An 18,764-nucleotide genomic window follows, 5' to 3' on the forward strand; every position below is an offset into this window, starting at 1 on the left:
TTTCTTATACTTGGTACCTTAAAATTTCAGCTACGTCGAAACTTCTGCTGTGAAATTTTATACTTTTCCAACGTGTAAAAAAGCACAATGAGCCTAAACTCACTGTGCGTCTAATGATTGGGCCGCTGTGATGATAGCTAATTTATAAGCATCCTCTGCACTACACCCTCTTGATAAATCATTTACTGGTTTATTCAACCCTTGTAGGACAGGTCCTACTGCATCAAATCCACCAAGTCTTTGGGCTATTTTATAGCCAATATTCCCTGCTTCTAAGCCTGGGAAAACAAAAACATTTGCCTTTCCTGCAAGAACAGATCCTGGTGCTTTTTTTTCCGCAACAGATGGAACAAAGGCAGCATCAAATTGAAACTCTCCATCTAATACTAGCTCTGGTGCAATATTTTTTGCAATTTCAGCTGCTTCTGCTACTTTTTCTGTTTCAGGTGATTTCGCTGAACCTTTGGTTGAGAAGCTAAGTAGAGCAACACGAGGATCGATATTAAATAATTTTGCAGTTTCTGCACTGTTTACAGCAATTTCTGCTAAATCCTGGCTATCTGGTGCAATATTAATCGCACAATCTGCAAAAACATATTTTTCATCATCACGAACCATAATGAAAACTCCAGATGTCTTCTTAATCCCTTCTTTTGTTTTAATAATTTGTAGTGCTGGTCTTACGGTATCTGCTGTCGAATGTGCTGCACCACTAACTAGGCCATCTGCTTTTCCCATATGGACAAGCATTGTTCCGAAGTAATTCTCATCGAGAAGAATTTTGCGGGCATCTTCTTCCGTTGCCTTCCCTTTTCTTCTTTCTACAAAGGATGCTACCATTTGGTCAAAATCTGAGTATTCGCTTGGATCCAAAATTGTCGCTTCGGTAATATCAAGCTGTAATTCCTTTGCTCTCTGTTCTATTTTTTCTTTTATTCCGACTAATACAGGTTGTACAAATCCATCTTTGTTTAGCTTCGCAACTGCTGATAAAATTCTTTCATCCAATCCTTCAGGAAATACGATTTTTCTAGGATTCCCGTCCAATCTACTTTTCATTTCAGCAAATAAATCGCTCATAAAATAAACCCTCCAAAATATTATCTGTATTATATCATAAGCCTTTTTGTGTAATAATTAAAGCATTTGCCATTATGAAGGCGTTTTAATCTAGAAATTCTTTTTCCTTGTTCAAATTTTTGTCAAAAATGAGTCAAAAGGAGAGATCAGGCAATTCCCTATCCATGCTTATATTTACCCAAATGTGTTATATTAAAACTAGAGATGGTTAAAAAGGAGAGATAATTATGCCAGAAGCAGTTGAAACAATGGATGGCTGGTATTGTTTACATGATCTTCGTACAATAGATTGGACTAAATGGAAAAACGCTACCGAGCAAGAAAGAGAGCAGGCTGTTCATGAGCTCCAGGACATGTTAACTGGCTGGGAGCAAGTAGCTGAAGCTCGAGAGGGGAGCCATGCCTTTTATTCCATTATGGGTCAAAAAGCTGATATTCTTCTTATGATTTTAAGACCAACCATGCAGGAGCTTGGGGATATTGAGCTTCGTTTTAATAAATCTAAATTTGCGGAATTTACAAAGCCTAGCTATTCTTATGTATCTGTTGTGGAATTATCTAAGTATATGTCCAAGGAGAATGACAATCCCGAAGACAACCCTGGTGTTCGTGCTCGATTAAAGCCGAAACTACCAAACTGGGAACATATTTGCTTTTACCCAATGGACAAGCGTCGTGAAGGAAATGATAATTGGTATATGCTCCCGTTCGATGAGCGCCGTCAGCTTATGTATGAGCATAGCTTTACTGGTCGTAAATATGCTGGTGAGGTAAAGCAAATCATTACAGGCTCTATGGGCTTTGATGATTGGGAATGGAGCGTCACTTTATTTGCTAAGGATGTTCTCCAGCTTAAGAAGATTGTTTATGAAATGCGTTTTGATGTTGTCAGTGCTCGCTATGGTGAATTCGGCCCATTCTATGTTGGCAACATTTTACGTACAGAAGAAATTCCAGCATATTTGCATGTTTAAAACTAAAATGCAGGTGGCTGGAATAAAAGAGTAGTAAAGAAGGAAAATCCGAACATTAATATTTGTGCACCGAAACCGCTCCCTCAGAAGATGGTTCGGATTCTCCTTCTTCCTTGTTATGCCCCAGCCGCTTATTCGGTTATTTGTACACCAATAACACGTTTCCACACTGAAATGTATGAGTTTCGATCAATTCTAGCTTTCGCATCCTGTTATGAAATAACCTGACGCCGTTACCAATTACAACAGGATTGAGGATAAGTCGAAATTCATCAATTAAATCTTCTTGGATAAATGTTTGGGCAATATCTGCACCTGCTAACAGTACAAGGTCTTGACCAGGTTGCTGCTTCCACTTCCTTACTTCGAAAGCTATATTTCCTTTCACAGCTATGGCATTCCATTCCACTTTATTAAGTGTTCGGGTAAATACTGCCTTCTTCTTTTGATTTATTTTTCTAGCAAAAGCGCGACTTTCTTCCGAGTTATTCGGGTCAAATTCAGCTGATGGCCAATACTGAATCATCATTTCGTACGCTCGGCGACCATAAAGCAATGTATCGGCACTATCCAAAAGATTTTCCATGTACTCGTCCATCTCCTGATCCATAACATGCCATGAGCTATCACCATTCTCACCAGCCACATATCCATCTAATGACATAACCATTGATAAGATTACTTTTCTCATCCGCTTCCCCCTCCATTTAACTCACTTTACTACATTTAGACACTGGGAATTTCTTTTCTATTGCTATCCTCCAAACAAAAATTCTATCTTCTTTATGCATGTTCATAGCATATCCCGCATACATATCAACTAGTAGAACTAGAGAGGAGTTTTGCATAATGAATCAAGAGCAAAATCAAGTCAGACAGCAACAAGGAGCGGGGATGCCATATAATCCGTCAATGAATTATGGAATGGGCTATCAGCCATATAGCTATGGTCAGCAATCAATGCAAATGCCGCAGCAGCCACAGCAACAGTCTCCACAACAGCCATCTATATCCGACGTACCAGGAATGCTACCATTACAGGAATCTTATATTGAAAATATTCTCCGATTGAATAAAGGAAAGCGCGCTACTGTATATATGACTTTTGAAAATAATGAGCGTTGGAATGCAAAGGTTTTTAAAGGGATTATTGAGGCAGCTGGTCGTGACCACATTATTCTTAGTGATCCTGAAACCAATAGAAGATATTTATTGTTAATGATTTATCTTGATTACATTACATTTGATGAAGAAATTAATTACAATTATCCGATCGGAAATACTAGCTATTCCCCGAGATAATTACAGATACTGAGGTGACCACATTATATTGAAAATAAATTCTACTACCGACGTACTTATACCCATATTATTTTTTGCTATTGTTATAGCAGTCTTTGCATGGAAAACTCAATCAATCACGTTATTCGCAATAGCCATTGTTAGTATTGCTATTGTATTATTTGGTGAGGCCTTACAAGCTTACCAATCCAAGAATATGCTGTTGTTTTCCCAACAGCTCTTGCGTGGTCTTGGTTTAATTACTTTATTAGTAATATTTCTATAATATTCTCCTATCACAGCTGTCTTCCGCTGTGGTAGTTTTTTTATTCAGAGCTAGCCATCAGCTAAAGGGAAATCCCCCTCTACTGATGGAAGTCTTTATATAAATTTGACAATTGCGTAGCCTAATAAAACCCATCCAATTAAAAAAGCGACTCCTCCAAGTGGTGTAATCATTGCAAAAGCTTTGATGGCAGTTGTTGAATAGATGTATAAGCTTCCTGAAAACAAGAGGATTCCAACAAAAAAGAACCAACCTGCTGAGACAATACTACCTGCAGTTATTTTTGGCATTAACAGTCCTGTAGCCAATAAAGCAACTGTATGGAACATCTGATATTGTACTGCCTTTTCCCAGGTTTGGAGCATTTTCTCCGAAAGCTTTCCTTCCAATCCATGAGCACCAAAGGCCCCAAGCGCTACTGCTACAAATCCGTTTATTATCCCAAGTAATAAAAATATTTTCATTCTCACACACTCCTCTTATGTTAAAAATCAAGCAAGGAATCACTATTTTCCTTTGCTACATCTACCTTTTCATTTGTTTTCTTAGGGGTTTCTCCAACTATCTTACGCCATTCCACCTCATCGATAGAAGTACTTAAGGAAGGAGCTTCTTTTTCTAATAGCAATTCTGTTAATGCATGAATTGCCTTGGCATGCTCTCTGATTCGACCATTTTCAAGAGCTTGCTCACTTTCCAGGATGATTTTTTTCAAGATTTGTTGATCAGTAATTGCCATACCTATTCTCCTTTTGCGTCCGTTTACTATCTATTATACAATCTTCGTAGAACAGAAGAAAAGTAATCCAATATTAAAGGGGTATTTTCATGCAAGAAAAATTACGGCAAATTGGTGATAAATCAGAGGTGAAGGAATTTCGTTCTGTTGCAGGTGGGGATATTAATAATGCCTACTATGTTAAAACAGAGAAAAATAAATATTTCATCAAAACAAACGAGAAGGTTCCGAGTGATTTTTTTCAATTAGAAGCAAAAGGGTTAGAGGCAATTCGCCAGACAAACACGATCAACGTACCAAAGGTATACCATTATGATATCGCTACAAATAATGAAGAAATTATGCTTATTATGGAATGGATAGCAGGAGATAAAAGACAGGCTAATGGAAACCTTCTAGGTGAAAACCTTGCTTCTATGCATCTAGCAGAAGCTGGACCACAATATGGACTGGACATACCTACCTTTGTCGGTGATCTAGTCCAAGAAAATAGCTGGTATGATAGCTGGGTGGAATATTATCAAAAGCAGCGATTACAAACACAATTAGAGCTTGGAATTCAAAGGGATAGCATGCCACAAATGAGGAGAAGTCGCTTGGAAACCTTAATTGATAAGCTCGACAACTATATTCCTAAAAGGCCAAAGGTTTCGTTACTTCATGGTGATCTCTGGGGTGGAAATTGGTTAGCTGGACCAAGAGGAATTCCTTATCTGATCGATCCCTCCATATTGTATGGGGATCACGCCTTTGAGATAGCTTTTACCGAATTATTCGGCGGATTTCCTACAAGTTTTTATCAAAGCTATCAGGCTATCTTTCCTCTTCCAGATTATTATGAGGATATAAAACCGATCTATCAGCTCTTCTATTTACTAGTTCATTTAAATATATTTGGTGAAGGCTATGGCGGAGCGGTTGATCGGATTTTAAACCAATATACTTAAGGAAAAGTCGCTTATGACGACTTTTCCTTATAAGTAGGATAAGCATCTCTCTGTTCCCTTTTTTTCCATTTGTTTTCTCGATTTTCAAACCATTTTGCTAAAAGGGTGGTCTTTCCTTCTACAATTGGCTGAGTAAAGGTTGCCACCGATTTGGATGATAGGAACCATACAATCGCTGCAGCTATTACTGCTAAACCAATCGTATCTAGGTTATGATCTAGCTGTAGTAAACCAGCTTCACGTCCGTATTGAATAATGATGCCATGTAATAGATAGACATACATCGTATTTTGCCCTAGATTAGTAAAAGAATAGCGTTGTTTTGGCACTAGTAATAATACGGAAAATACCATGAAAATGGCTAAAAGATAGAGTCCAAATCGTGCAGCACCACCGTAAAATGGTAGTTCAAGATCTAGATAAGAATGGGAACCAAATAACCAGCCAGTCGGAATCTTAGGTTGTAAATAGCTTACTAGAAAGACAACGAATAAGATGGCGACAGATACTATTTGATTCTTTCGGTTTTTCCAAGCAAATAGTCTTTCCTTTGTTAGCCAATATCCGATAAGGAAAAACGGAAAGAAAACAAACGTACGAGATAAACTAAATGCTTCCCCTATTACTGGTAAATACCCAATCATGATTCCAATAAGAAAGGCAAGAGGAATACCTATCATAGGAGGTATTTTTTTGAATACAATCAACAACAGGTGCCAGCTAAATAAGCTTAGCAAGAACCATAATCCCCACTGTGGATCATAAAGACTTGTATCCCAATCGTTTTTACCGATTCCTAAGAAATAGATCGTATACAGAATTTGAAAAATAAAATATGGAACTAAAATTCGCTTAAATAATTTTATTAAATAACCTTTGTTACTAGCTCCCTTTGCAAAGAAACCACTAATAAGGATAAATACAGGCATATGGAATATATAAATCCATTGATATAAAACATTAACTAACTCTATGTTTTCTTTTAATGGTTGGATTAAGTGTCCAAACACGACAAGAAATATGAAAAGGAGCTTTGCATTATCAAAATAAGCTTCACGTTGCATATTCTTCTTCTCCCTCAATAAAACAGTTTACTCTATTCTACCCGCTAAAAAGGAAGTTAAAAAGAAAATAAGTATATTGTTATGATAATGTAAATCCTAAGTAAAAGGAATGAAACATAACTTTATTTAATTTTAATATTGCTATTTAGAAGCTAATCGCCCATGTACCATTGCGGAATATTGCTTCTGCCGTTCCATCCTCTGTTATCCCATCGATATTCATGTCCGCAGATCCAATCATAAAATCTTCATGAACAATACTATCGTTCACTCCATGCTGGTCCATTTGTTGCTCATTCATTTCTGAACCACCTTTTATATTGGTCGGATAAGCCTTTCCAAGGGCAATATGACAGGATGCATTTTCATCAAATAATGTGTTGAAGAAGATAATTCCTGCTTGAGATACAGGTGATTCATGCGGGACTAATGCCACTTCTCCCAGTCGTGAGGCACCATCATCGTCTGCCTCCAATAAATGCTTCAATGCCTCTTTCCCTTTTTCACACTGATAATCGACTACTTTTCCATCTTTAAATGTTAGACTGAAATCTTCAATCAATTGTCCTTGGAAGCTTAGCGGTTTTGTGCTTGTTACGGTTCCGTTCACACCATATTTATGTGGCATTGTAAAAACTTCCTCTGTCGGAATATTAGGATTAAACACTACTCTATCAGTAGCCGTTGCAGCACCACCATGCCATATATGGCCTTTTGGTAATTCAATGGTTAGATCTGTTCCTTTTGCCGTAAAGTGTAGCTTTGAATAATTTTTTTCATTTAGATATTCTCGAGCTTTTTTAAGAATTGCATTATGCTGCTCCCACGCCTTGATTGGATCATTCTTATCCACTCGAGCAATGCGAAAGATTTCATTCCAAAGCTTTTCCTTTGCTGCTTCTGCTGTATCGTCTGGGAAAATTTTTTGCGCCCACTCTAATGTTGGGTAACCGACAATAGACCAACGAGCTCTGTCATTCATCATATACTCGCGATATTCCTTCAGTGCGTTGGATCTAGCTTTAGTAACGGCAGCCATTCGTTTACCATCAATATCTTGTAATAAATCGGGATTCTCCCCATAGATGTTCAACACAGCATAGCCGTCCTTCACCATACTGATCATTGCTTCTTTGCGCCATTCGGGAAATGTTTCTAAAACTTCCATCGGGGCATGTGTCATTTTAAGTAATGTAAGCTGGTCATCACTCCATTCAGTATGGACATTTTTTGCGCCCATTTCATAGGCTTGTTTAACGACGATCCGCACGAATTCAACAGCTTCGATTGGTGCTTGGATTAGCAGGCCTTGTCCTTTTTGAAGGTTGACTCCGGTTTGTAATGCTAATTCTGCATATTTTTTCAAAGATTCTTTCATCGATCATTCCTCCTTCATTTAACTATATTATGGCAAAGAACAGGCAATTCTGCCAACATCATGCATATTCACGTTAGGAAAGTTCGCATTCGCTCGTCTTTTAGCGGATGTGTTAGCTTTTCTTATAGCTTGGACTTAAAAATCTCTGCTTCGTCGCTTTACTTCCTTTCCTAACGTACAAAAAAACAAGTGGAGAGTTATCTCCACTTGTTTTTTTTTAGATAGCTATATCTTTATTAACCGAATCTTTATCATTGTAATTTTTAATATTTAATTTTTTCATAATACGGGAAGTAAGTGTCCCTGATAGAATGGAATCATTAACATTCAGTGCAGTTCGACCCATATCAATAAGTGGCTCCACTGTAATTAATAAACCAGCTAAGGCAACGGGTAAATTCATGGATGATAGCACAATTAATGCTGCAAAGGTTGCTCCACCACCGACTCCAGCAACACCAAAGGAACTAATTCCAATGATTAGAACAAGCTGCAAGAGGAAGGATGGTGACAATGGATCAATACCTTGCGTTGGAGCAATCATAACAGCTAACATTGCTGGATAGATTCCTGCACATCCATTTTGACCAATTGTCGCACCGAATGATGCCGACATATTGGCAATACCGCTGTGTACACCTAAGTTTTCCTTTTGGACTTGAATCGTTAAAGGAATAGTACCAGCACTTGATCTTGATGTAAAGGCAAAGCTTAATACTGGTAATACCTTGCGTGTATAAGTCAACGGGTTTAATCCAAAAATGGCGAGAAGTATGAGATGTATAATAAACATGCTAATTAACGCCACATAGGAAGCTGCAACAAATTTTCCTAATTCAATAATTCCGGCTATATCTGTTTGTGCTACTGTATTTGCCATTAATCCTAAAATACCATATGGAGTCAAACGTAGGATAATCTTCACAATTCGCATGACGACCGCATAAAGGGCATTGATTATCTCCACAAATTTTTCAGCTTGTTCAGGTTGTTTTCTACGAACCCCGAGTACAGCAATCCCTACTATAATGGAAAAGATGACAACAGCAATCGTAGAGGTTGCACGTTGACCAGTCATATCCAAAAATGGATTGGATGGAATAAATTCAAGGATTTTCTGTGGTGTAGACATTCCCTCTATTGATCCTAATCGTTCCTCTAAATCTAAACCTCGCTGTTCTTCGGCTTGCCCCATATCAATTTGGTCTGCACTCAAGTCAAAAATGGTTGCACTTGTTACACCAACAGTTGCGGCAATCATAGCCGTTGTGACAAGAATACCAATAATCCATGCTGACATCTTACCTAGATCTTTTGATTTTTCTAAATTAATGATGGATTGAATAATTGAAACTAATATTAATGGAATAACAATCATCATTAATAATCTTACATATCCTCTACCTAATATATTGTACCAATCTGTTGTTACACTCACTATATTCGAATCTGTTGAATATACAATTTGTAATAATGCACCTAGTAAAATACCTAATCCTAAACCTGCAAACACACGCTTACTAAATGATAGATGTTTTTTTTGCATAAAGAAAAGAATTCCTATAAATAAAAACATAATAGCGATATTCACTAGTATCCAAATCGTCTCCATTTTACCCCTCCTTAATATTATAAATCCGATAAAAATACTTTGATTATATTACTCTGCTTTGACTCATTTGTCAATGGTTCTGCTTCTTTAAAATAATTCTTCGCTGAAAAGCTATCCTATTGATAGCTTTTCTTCTAATGCTATTTCTACATTTCCCTTTATTGCTCGTGATATCATACAAGATGATTCAGCCTGATAAATTATTTTTTCCAATTGATTGAATTGCTTTTCTGTGGCATTCTCTTGTAGTTTTACGACAGGCTTATGTGTTATTTTAATATATGTAAAAACACCATTTGTGACATCTACTTCTCCGACTGAACTAAGAGAAATATGCTTTAATGGTAATTGTGCCCGTTCAATCATTGCTGCAACTGTAATTAAATAACAAGTCGCGGCAGCTCCTAACAGCATTTCGTCTGGGTTTGTTCCTATTCCAGGGCCATCCATTTCAGGTGGAATTGAAATTTCTGTTTTTAGATTACCTGCCTTAATTTCTCCAACTTCATTCCTTCCACCTGGCCATGTTGCTTCTAATGTAAATTCATGAATTGCCACTTTTCTCATCCTTTCTTACCTATATCTTTTTTTCTTTCTACGTGTTCCATGTTTATAGTGTAGAAAAAATGAATCACTTTGAAAAACTATTTGTTTGAATGGAACGGAAAGAAACCCCTTATCACTGTGATAAAGGGTTCTTCTAGCATTTATTTATCCTTCAATATTTGATCCATTCTTTGTTCGACCTCTGCTTGGATATGGTCTAGCAATGTTTGACTACTTTCTTTACTTGTTGTTTTTACACCAAAATAGCTTTTTATTTTTGGTTCTGTTCCCGAGGGTCTGAAGCAAACCCAAACATCATTTTCTAAGATGAATTTCATGACATTTTCTTTCGGAAGTGCGATTTCCTCTGAAGAGTTATCTGCAGGAACAGTACGCAGACTAGTTTCATAGTCTTCAATGGCGACAACGCGTAATCCTCCTAATGTTTCAAATGGATGGTTACGAATGTCCTGCATGATTTTCGCAATTTGCTCTGCTCCATCTTTTCCTTTTAGCGTAAGAGATTTCATGCCTTCTAAATAAAAACCGTGTTCTTTATATAATATATCTAAAGCTTCTAACAAAGTCTTATCCTGTTTCTTCCAATAGTTTGCTAATTTACTAGCTGCTACTGCTGCCTGGACTGCATCTTTATCTCGTACAAAGTCTCCAATTAGATAGCCGTAGCTTTCCTCGTAACCGAACAAAAATTTATCATTCGTAGATTCGAATTGTTTTATTTTTTCCCCAATAAATTTAAATCCTGTTAGGGTATCTATAGTATCAACACCATAATGTGTAGCAACAGCTTTCCCCATTTCTGTTGTGACAATGGTTTTCACTAGTTTTCCATTTTCTCGTTCTATTTCATCTGTATGGGAAAGAGTGTAATCTAATAATAATGTTCCAAGCTGGTTGCCTGATAATACTTGATACGAACCATTTCCATCCTTCACTGCAATTCCTAGCCTATCTGCATCAGGATCTGTACCAATTAAAATATCGGCATTAACCTTTTTACCAAGGTCTATCGCCATTTCAAATGCTTGATGTTCTTCTGGGTTCGGTGAGGAGACAGTGGAAAACTCTGGGTCAGGCTTTGCTTGCTCTTCTACAACATGGACATTCGTAAAACCGATCTGATCTAACCCTTTCATCACAAGATTATAAGCAGTTCCATGAAGTGGTGTAAAGACGATCGTCAGATTATTTTCACTATTTTCCTGTTTTTGAATAGTTTTTAATTGGGCAAGATAAGCAGTATCCACTTCCTCGCCTACCCATTGAAGTAGTCCATTTTCTTCTAATTTCTTCTGGTCCTCTGCATTTACTTTTAATTCGTCTTGGACTTGATTTACTTTCTCAATAATTGCTGCTGCTTCTTTAAGCGGGACTTGGCCACCATCCTCATTGTAAACTTTAAAACCATTATACTCAGGTGGGTTGTGACTCGCCGTTATCATGATCCCAGCAGCTGCTTTTAAATGACGGACAGCAAAGGAAAGGAGTGGGGTCGGTCTTAATGATTCAAACACATAGGCGCGAATACCATGTGCACCTAAAACACGTGCCGCTTCGATTGCAAATGCTTGTGACATATAACGAGAATCATAAGCAATAGCTACGCCCTTGCCTTTGGCATCTACTACATTTTCCTCTAAATAAAGGGATAAGCCTTCCACTGCTTTACGTACTGTATATACATTCATTCGATTTGTTCCAGGACCTAGAATTCCTCGCATTCCACCAGTCCCAAAGGTTAAGTCTTTATAAAAAGAGTCTTCAAGCTCTCGTTCATCCTCTGCGATATTAATTAACCTCTCCAGTAAATGCTTATCTAATGTTGCATATGATTTCCACTTTTGCCATTTTTCCTTCCAAGACATTAGAAATCCCCCTTATTATGTAAATGTTTTATCTCACTTAATATATTAGCATAATCATACTTTTCCACCTACTAAAATCCAATGAATATGGTAGAATGTAAATATCTATGAAATGGAAAAGGTTGTGAACATTGTTGTTTGAAAAAAAGAGTATACGAATGCTTATTACGACCATTTTAATTTTTACGTTAATTTATTTAGTTTATTTAACAAGGTTTATTTTTCAGCCTGTTGGCGCTTATTTTACTGCTATAGCTGTTCCAATTATCGGCGCTGGAATGATCTTTTATATTACGAATCCTATCGTTAATTGGCTAGAAAAAAAGAAGATACCTAGAGTTATTGGCACATTTATTGTATTTCTGCTTATTGTCCTATTCATTACGGTCGTCATTCAATTTATTGCACCTGTTGTACAGAAGCAATTTACTAATTTTGTTGACGGTATACCTAAGATGGTAGATAGTGCACAAGATTTAATCGATATGTGGCAAAACAATCAAAATATTATTCCACCACAGTTTGAAAATGCGATTCAAAATATTACGGATAATTTGGGTACCTATGCAGAAAAAATTACGGCAGGTCTGTTCAGTGTGATTGGCCAAGTATTTAACTTTGTTTTTTCCTTTTTCTTAATTCCATTCTTCCTATTCTTTATGCTGAAGGATGGTCATCGCTTTGTACCATTTGTAAAACAATTTTTAAGTCCAAAAAAGGCGAAAAGCTTTCAACAGTTAGCAAATAATATTAACCATACACTCGCATCCTTTATTCAAGGTCAATTTATTGTAAGTGTATGTGTCGGATTCATGCTTTACATTGGTTATATCATTATTGATTTAGACTACTCCTTGTCTTTAGCATTATTTGGTTTAGTAATGAACTTCATTCCATTTTTAGGCCCCTTTCTGTCCGCAATACCTGCAATTATCGTTGGTTTCTTTCAGGAGCCTATGCTAGCCGTTTGGGCAACAGTAGTGATGGTGGTGGCTCAGCAAATAGAAAGTAATTTTATTTCACCAAATGTGATGGGACGAGCATTATCCCTCCACCCACTCACTGTCATTACCTTAATCCTAGCAGCAGGCGGAATTGGTGGTTTTCTAGGATTACTATTCATTATTCCCGCTTATGCAGTGGTGAAAACTATTATTTCTCATTTTTATTTGGAATGGAAAAAAAAACAATCAGAGACAGATCCCAATTTACTTTAACTTACGTACAAAAAAAGAGTCCTGGACTATGCCAAGACTCTTTTTTGTATAGGCTTATTCCACAGGCTCTCCTGTAATTTCAGCAATTTCTTTTTCAAGCTTGTCAAGGATAGCTCCATCAACGGTAGAAACATTTTCACGATAGAAATCACGAACTGGCTTAGCTAATTCTCTAAACTCTGCACGTTGTTCATCCGTCAATTCAACTACTTCCGCTTCCTCCTTGATTTCTTCTAGAAACTCTTCATTTTGACGCTTTTGTTCTTCGAAAATCCAATCCTGTAATTCTTCTACTGTTTCATCTACCCATGTTTTGTGTTGATCACTTAATCCATCATACCATTCTTGATTAACTGTCGTTGTAGCAACATAGTTATTATGATTAGAAAGTGTCATATAGTCTTGCACTTCATGGAAGGATGCATCTGCAATAAAGAAGATTGGGTTATCCTGACCATCTACTGTACCATTTTCAAGTCCTGTATAAAGGTCACCCCAGCTCATCGTTTGTGGAGTTGCACCATATGCTTCCCAAGACTCTGATTGTAGCTCTGTTCCTTGAATTCTCATTTTGAAATTTTCAAAATCATCTGGTGAATCAACCGGCTTGTTACTTGTCCATTGCATACCACCTTCAGTCCAGAAGGCTAACGGCTCTAAGCCAATTGCTTCATATTGTTTAACAAGGTCGGTATTGATTGCTTCACTTTCTTCTAGGATTTGTTGTGTTTTTGCTACATCATCAGGGAACAAGAAATGTAATCCGAAGATTTGACTTTCTTTCACCGTATTTCCGATGAAACCTGGAGATGTTACAGCAAGCTGGACTGCTCCATTTTGTAATTGTTCTACTTGGTCTGTTTCACTTCCTAGGCCACCAAATTCATATGTGGTAACTGTGATTTCGCCACCTGACTTCTCTTCAATACGTTTCTTAAATTCGTTTGCATATTGCATTTGAACCTGTTCTCCAGTTTCTTCTGTGATAAATAACCATTCATCACTGCTTCCTCCAGCAGAATCGCCTTCCCCTTCAGAACCTGAATCACCACCACACGCTGCTAATAACAATACTAATGCTGACATGACAACAGCCAAAAACGAAAATTTCTTCTTGTTAATAATGGTAAAAACCCCCTATAGTTTTTTTATATTGCAGCTACTCCTACAGCATGGCAAGAGATAGCTGTGGAAAAAATATTAGTAGAATGGCAATAAGCACCATGATAATGATATATGGAGGTGTTCCTTTTATTACTTCCATATATGGTTTATTAAACACCGCACTCGCTGTGAAAATATCAACACCAAATGGTGGCGTTGCTGAACCTAATGCTGCTTGGAATGTAATAATGATTCCCAAATGTATCGGATCTATTCCTACTTGCTCAGCAATAGGTAGAAAAATAGGTGTTAAAACTAGAATGACCACAATCGGATCCACAAACATACAACCGATAAAAAAGAATAATGTAACAATTAACAATACATAAGTGGAACTTGGATCTGTACCTAAAACAGCCTCTGACAATAGCTGTGGAATTCGTTCTAAGTTCACTAGATATGTAAATACTTGACCACCAGCAACTAAGACGAATACAGCTGAAGTAACGAGACCTGTTGATAAAGCGATTTTGGGTATTTGTTTAATATGAACAGAACGAAAGATGACTACTTCTAAAATCAAAGCATACAATACAGAAATCCCTGCCGCCTCTGTTGCGGAAAACCATCCTACATAAATACCACCAATAACTAAGATAGGAAAACCAAGAGGTAGAAGTGCTTTTCTAAAAGCAAACCATCTCTGTTTCCATGTCGCTTTATCTGTAAGTGGGATATTTTTTACCCTTGCATAAATTACACTATAAATAGTAAAGGCTAAAAAGACGATAAGTCCTGGGATAATACCAGCAATAAATAATTCTCCAATGGATACACCTGCAACTAGTCCATACATAATTAATCCAATGCTTGGTGGAATCAATAAAGCCACATCACTTGCATTAATAATTAATGCAATCGCACTGGAATCCTTGTAGCCAACTTTTAATAACCTTTCACGCATTGGCTTCCCAATGGCAACAACAGTAGCTTGTGTAGAGCCTGAAATAGCACCAAATAAGGAACAAGCTGCAGCTGTCGTAACAGCATATCCTCCTCTTATATGCCCAATAAAAGCACCGATAAAATCTAACAATCGTTTGGATGTTTTACCTGCCGTCATAATATCTGCGGCAAATATGAATAATGGCACACATAAAAGCTGATAGGATTCAATCCCAGTCACTAGTTGACCTACCATTATTGAAGGATCGATATCAAACTTTGTATAGCCTAGTAAAACAATAACAAACGGTGCTACAATTAATGGGATCATCATTGGAAAATTGAGCAATAAAAGGATGATCATAATTGATAATAAAATTGTTAGCATAACCGTTTCCTCTCTTCGCTATTATCTTTAAACATGGATTTCGTCTTCCATATCACGATCCTCTGGCTTTACATCATTATAATCCAAAGCATCTGTCCCAATGTAAACTTCTTTTTTCACAATATTCATAATGAGATTTCGCAAATACTGAATGCCTCCCATAATAAATCCTAAAGGAATAAACAAGTACATGATATAGAGTGGAATTCCGAGGTTTGTAGTAGTTGTACCTCTTTCATATACTCCCGTTACGTAATCAATTGAAATATAAGCAAGTGCGAATAAAATAATGGAAGTGAATAAAGGAATGATGATAGACATTGCTTTGCGTAAACGCCAAGGTACTACATCATAGATTGCTGACATGCTGATATGTCTACCTTTTCGTGCAGCATAGCTAATCCCCATAAACGTGGACACTACAACAGCAAATTTTGCTACTTCTGCATGAAATAAAATACTTGGTCCAAAAAACTGGCGACTAATAACATTTGCACAAACCATTAATGCTATGACAATAATGGAAGCACTTAAAATAAATTCCTCTATCTTTAAAATGGATTTATCCAGCTTGTCAAGAAACTTCAAACTCTTCTCTCCTCCTTAAAAACAATCCAATATCCATACAGACTCAGACAGTTTCTAATAATGTTACAGAATTGTTTCAGCAATCACAAATTTACTATACCCCCATTATGAAGAATTAAACGACGAATTTACTTGTGATAAAAATTTGTACGGAAATCATGTATTTATAATGGCAGATACTCCAAAATAATCTTAAATACTCTAAAAAAGGTTGTAGTTTAATAAATTTGTATTATATGTAAATATTAGGCTGATTATATAAAAGAAAAATAACCCTATTTAATTATATCCCGCAGATAGCTTACTCATAAAAGTCTTAATTACTAAAGATAAACGTGTTTTATTTCATCTACATAAAAATATTTACAGATAATCGAGATTTGCAGATACTTAGGTGTTGCTATAAACTGTTGGTAAAGGAAAATGATAATTGAGGTGTTAAAGATGAATCGCCAAGAGATAGAAGATAAAATTACCGAATTAAAATCAGACTATGTTAGACTTTCAGCAGATTTAGAAAAGCTAGTCTATGTAAAAGGAAAGACAGAATTCAACGAAAAAGAATTAGCTAGGCTAGAAAATGAAATAGCAGAGTTAAGAAAACAACTAAAATAAGGACTCTGCAGTCGCGTGTGCAGATGGATCAATAAAACAACCCAGACCTTCTCTCCATTTTATCGATAAGGTCTGGGTTTTATCTCAATTATTATCCTTTGGTTTTTCTCCTGTTTGTTCTTCTCGTTTCTCCACTAATTTCTCTTTGATTTTAAAGAATTCTTTGCTTGGAGGTGTTAAGCTCACAACGGTATCACCAGGTGAGACATTAATTTCTGCATCCTCTCTGAAGAAAGCAATTTGTTTCGATTGTTTTAACACGAAGAGTAATACTGTTTCCCTGTCACGATCAACCAAATAATCATCAAAATTGTATTGATCAGTGATCGTAGTTTTTCGTAAAACATAACCACTTTCTAATTTGAATTTTAATGTTTCGACACCTTCCGCTGGTCTAAATAATTCTGCCCCACCAATGGTATGATCAAGATCATCCAACTGATCCCCACTATGGTTTTGTCTTGGTAATCGATAAACATTTTTTCGTCCAAATTCCGGAATAAAAGTAGAACAAACCAATGCATTGTAAGAATCATATTCTGTTGCACTAATCAAATAATCATATGGAGTGAAATCAATCATATACTCCGTTTGTTCGGATAAGATTTCTTCATGAGTGTGATTAACTCCCGCCCTTCTTGCTGTATACAAACGATCCCATGATGAATCGACTACTAAGACAGGGATCTTTAACTCCTCCATGACTTTTGCTATTGCGACAGATAGACGATTCGACCCAACGATTATTGCACCAGGGTTGCCTTTAGAAGAAAGGTCTAGCTTCTCCGCAAGCCAACCTATCGAAAACCCATGAACACAAACCGTTGAAAAAACTAATGCAAAGGTTAATGGTAATACAACAGAAGCGCCAGGAAATCCTTCATCCTCCAACACGGATGCGAAATAACTTGCAACGGTTAAAGCCACAATTCCTCTTGGAGCTATCCAACCAACTAATGTTTTTTCCTGAATAGAGAGTCCGGATCCAATAGTAGACAAAAAGATGGATAATGGCCTTACAACGAAAAGCATCAATAGAACATACCCTATAATTTCTAAACGAAAGACATCCTTTAAAGTATCCATCGTTAAAGAAGATGTTAATAAAATAAATACAGTAGATACTAATAATATAGAGATATTTTCTTTAAAATGCCTCATATCTCTAATAGAGGAAATACCAATATTGGCAAGGGTAATACCCATTGCTGTTACAGCAAGTAACCCCGTCTCGTGCTTTACTTCATCAGCAATCGTAAAACAGGCGATCACTGCTCCGAATACTGCAGGCGATTTAAGAAATTCTGGAATATACCCAGACTCAAACATCCAACCAACCGTTTTCCCAAACAAATATCCTAGAACTACCGCAAATAAAGAGGCTAAAAGGAACATTAACAAGGAGGTGATGTCTCGGCCATCAGACATTAAAAATAGGATAAATTCAAATGCGAAGACAGCGAGTAATGCACCAAATGGATCTACTACAATTCCTTCCCATTTTAGTATCCTTGCAGGTGTTGGCTTTAATTTCGATTGCCTTAAAAGAGGTAAGATAACTGTTGGTCCAGTAACAATAAAGATCCCACCTATTACTAACGACACTGGCCAAGACAGGCCTGCAACAAAATGCGCTGTAGATGACCCAAGAATCCATGCAATAAAGGCGCCCCATGTTACTATTCGAAAAACTGGTTTACCTAATCCACGCAATTCCTTAAAATTCAAATTAAGACTACCTTCGAACAAAATAATGGCAACTGCTATAGAAATTAACGGACGATACAAATCTCCAAATTGTTGCTCTGGATTAATTAAACCTAAAAAAGGGCCTGCTAATAGTCCAGCAATAGACATAACTACAATAGCTGGAAGCTGGAATTTCCAAGCTATCCACTGAGAGCCCACCCCTAAGATGGCGATAATCATAAATACTAATAATAAAGAATCTATCATAATTAATTCCTCTTTTCATAAATGCGATTGATGAGGTACTTCCTTATCTTCATTTTCTCCACTCAAGGAGACAAAATAGTTTAACATTTTATTTCGTTTATATAGATTATCTGTTTTTTTCTTTAGATGCAATAATAATGTTATGATAGAAAGAAAAA

18 protein-coding genes are annotated in these 18,764 nt (G+C 36.7%); 5 read left to right on the forward strand and 13 right to left on the reverse strand.

Translation table 11 applies throughout. From position 1 onward, the window contains the following. Positions 1 to 99 precede the first annotated feature (99 nt). Complete coding sequence (gene pta, locus DLJ74_RS17550; RefSeq protein WP_109985441.1) at positions 100 to 1,080, reverse strand: phosphate acetyltransferase; 981 nt, start codon at positions 1,078 to 1,080, stop codon at positions 100 to 102. Positions 1,081 to 1,307: 227 nt separating this feature from the next. On the opposite strand from pta, the gene hemQ reads away from it, so the two are divergent. Continuing rightward, on the forward strand, positions 1,308 to 2,054 hold the full coding sequence (gene hemQ, locus DLJ74_RS17555; RefSeq protein ID WP_054788610.1) for a hydrogen peroxide-dependent heme synthase: 747 nt from the start codon (positions 1,308 to 1,310) through the stop codon (positions 2,052 to 2,054). 139 nt (positions 2,055 to 2,193) lie between these two features. Here hemQ and DLJ74_RS17560 read toward each other — a convergent pair whose 3' ends face one another. Next, complete coding sequence (locus DLJ74_RS17560; RefSeq protein ID WP_054788609.1) at positions 2,194 to 2,745, reverse strand: dihydrofolate reductase family protein; 552 nt, start codon at positions 2,743 to 2,745, stop codon at positions 2,194 to 2,196. A gap of 158 nt (positions 2,746 to 2,903) precedes the next feature. On the opposite strand from DLJ74_RS17560, the gene gerQ reads away from it, so the two are divergent. After that, positions 2,904 to 3,356 carry a spore coat protein GerQ gene (gene gerQ / locus DLJ74_RS17565; RefSeq protein ID WP_109985442.1) on the forward strand — a complete coding sequence of 151 codons (453 nt, stop codon included), beginning with the start codon at positions 2,904 to 2,906 and terminating at the stop codon, positions 3,354 to 3,356. Between the two features lie 360 nt (positions 3,357 to 3,716). Here gerQ and DLJ74_RS17575 read toward each other — a convergent pair whose 3' ends face one another. Together DLJ74_RS17575 and DLJ74_RS17580 are read right to left on the reverse strand one after the other, a co-directional pair. Next, positions 3,717 to 4,085, reverse strand: coding sequence for a DUF423 domain-containing protein (locus tag DLJ74_RS17575; protein WP_054861247.1), 369 nt, complete (start codon positions 4,083 to 4,085; stop codon positions 3,717 to 3,719). Between the two features lie 20 nt (positions 4,086 to 4,105). Continuing rightward, on the reverse strand, positions 4,106 to 4,360 hold the full coding sequence (locus DLJ74_RS17580; protein ID WP_109985444.1) for a DUF5327 family protein: 255 nt from the start codon (positions 4,358 to 4,360) through the stop codon (positions 4,106 to 4,108). Positions 4,361 to 4,449: 89 nt separating this feature from the next. Here DLJ74_RS17580 and DLJ74_RS17585 point away from each other — a divergent pair, with 89 nt between their 5' ends. Beyond that, positions 4,450 to 5,307 carry a fructosamine kinase family protein gene (locus DLJ74_RS17585; RefSeq protein ID WP_109985445.1) on the forward strand — a complete coding sequence of 286 codons (858 nt, stop codon included), beginning with the start codon at positions 4,450 to 4,452 and terminating at the stop codon, positions 5,305 to 5,307. A gap of 11 nt (positions 5,308 to 5,318) precedes the next feature. On the opposite strand, the gene DLJ74_RS17590 is transcribed toward DLJ74_RS17585, so the two are convergent. The 5 genes from DLJ74_RS17590 to DLJ74_RS17610 all read right to left on the reverse strand — a co-directional run bounded on the left by DLJ74_RS17590 (position 5,319) and on the right by DLJ74_RS17610 (position 11,793). Beyond that, on the reverse strand, positions 5,319 to 6,371 hold the full coding sequence (locus tag DLJ74_RS17590) for an acyltransferase family protein (protein ID WP_109985446.1): 1,053 nt from the start codon (positions 6,369 to 6,371) through the stop codon (positions 5,319 to 5,321). A 145-nt stretch (positions 6,372 to 6,516) separates the two neighbouring features. Then, positions 6,517 to 7,749 carry an aminopeptidase gene (locus DLJ74_RS17595; protein WP_109985447.1) on the reverse strand — a complete coding sequence of 411 codons (1,233 nt, stop codon included), beginning with the start codon at positions 7,747 to 7,749 and terminating at the stop codon, positions 6,517 to 6,519. A gap of 217 nt (positions 7,750 to 7,966) precedes the next feature. Continuing rightward, positions 7,967 to 9,361: an L-cystine transporter gene (locus DLJ74_RS17600; protein WP_109985448.1), complete on the reverse strand. Its 1,395-nt coding sequence runs from the start codon at positions 9,359 to 9,361 to the stop codon at positions 7,967 to 7,969. 111 nt (positions 9,362 to 9,472) lie between these two features. After that, complete coding sequence (locus DLJ74_RS17605) at positions 9,473 to 9,919, reverse strand: OsmC family protein (protein WP_054861251.1); 447 nt, start codon at positions 9,917 to 9,919, stop codon at positions 9,473 to 9,475. A 149-nt stretch (positions 9,920 to 10,068) separates the two neighbouring features. Continuing rightward, positions 10,069 to 11,793 (reverse strand): phospho-sugar mutase, encoded by a 1,725-nt coding sequence (locus DLJ74_RS17610; RefSeq protein WP_109985449.1) that lies wholly within the window; start codon positions 11,791 to 11,793, stop codon positions 10,069 to 10,071. 134 nt (positions 11,794 to 11,927) lie between these two features. Between DLJ74_RS17610 and DLJ74_RS17615 the strand changes: the two genes are divergently transcribed. After that, positions 11,928 to 13,010 (forward strand): AI-2E family transporter, encoded by a 1,083-nt coding sequence (locus DLJ74_RS17615; RefSeq protein ID WP_054861252.1) that lies wholly within the window; start codon positions 11,928 to 11,930, stop codon positions 13,008 to 13,010. Positions 13,011 to 13,064: 54 nt separating this feature from the next. Here the strand turns inward: DLJ74_RS17615 and dctP are convergent, their stop codons facing one another. The 3 genes from dctP to DLJ74_RS17630 form a co-directional block, all read right to left on the reverse strand. Then, entirely contained in the window at positions 13,065 to 14,096 is a 1,032-nt protein-coding gene (gene dctP, locus DLJ74_RS17620; RefSeq protein WP_109985505.1) for a TRAP transporter substrate-binding protein DctP, read from the reverse strand. A gap of 79 nt (positions 14,097 to 14,175) precedes the next feature. Further along, the gene (locus tag DLJ74_RS17625; protein WP_109985450.1) at positions 14,176 to 15,447 is read right to left on the reverse strand and encodes a TRAP transporter large permease; all 1,272 of its coding nucleotides are present in this window, start codon (positions 15,445 to 15,447) and stop codon (positions 14,176 to 14,178) included. A gap of 27 nt (positions 15,448 to 15,474) precedes the next feature. After that, on the reverse strand, positions 15,475 to 16,035 hold the full coding sequence (locus DLJ74_RS17630; protein ID WP_245902380.1) for a TRAP transporter small permease: 561 nt from the start codon (positions 16,033 to 16,035) through the stop codon (positions 15,475 to 15,477). A gap of 444 nt (positions 16,036 to 16,479) precedes the next feature. On the opposite strand from DLJ74_RS17630, the gene DLJ74_RS20530 reads away from it, so the two are divergent. Next, positions 16,480 to 16,650, forward strand: a complete 171-nt coding sequence (locus tag DLJ74_RS20530) for an SE1832 family protein (RefSeq protein WP_181397654.1) — start codon at positions 16,480 to 16,482, stop codon at positions 16,648 to 16,650. A gap of 84 nt (positions 16,651 to 16,734) precedes the next feature. Here DLJ74_RS20530 and DLJ74_RS17635 read toward each other — a convergent pair whose 3' ends face one another. After that, positions 16,735 to 18,606, reverse strand: coding sequence for a cation:proton antiporter (locus DLJ74_RS17635; RefSeq protein ID WP_109985451.1), 1,872 nt, complete (start codon positions 18,604 to 18,606; stop codon positions 16,735 to 16,737). Positions 18,607 to 18,764 lie beyond the last annotated feature (158 nt).

This window comes from Gracilibacillus dipsosauri (assembly GCF_003176895.1).
Classification (GTDB): domain Bacteria; phylum Bacillota; class Bacilli; order Bacillales; family Amphibacillaceae; genus Gracilibacillus; species Gracilibacillus dipsosauri.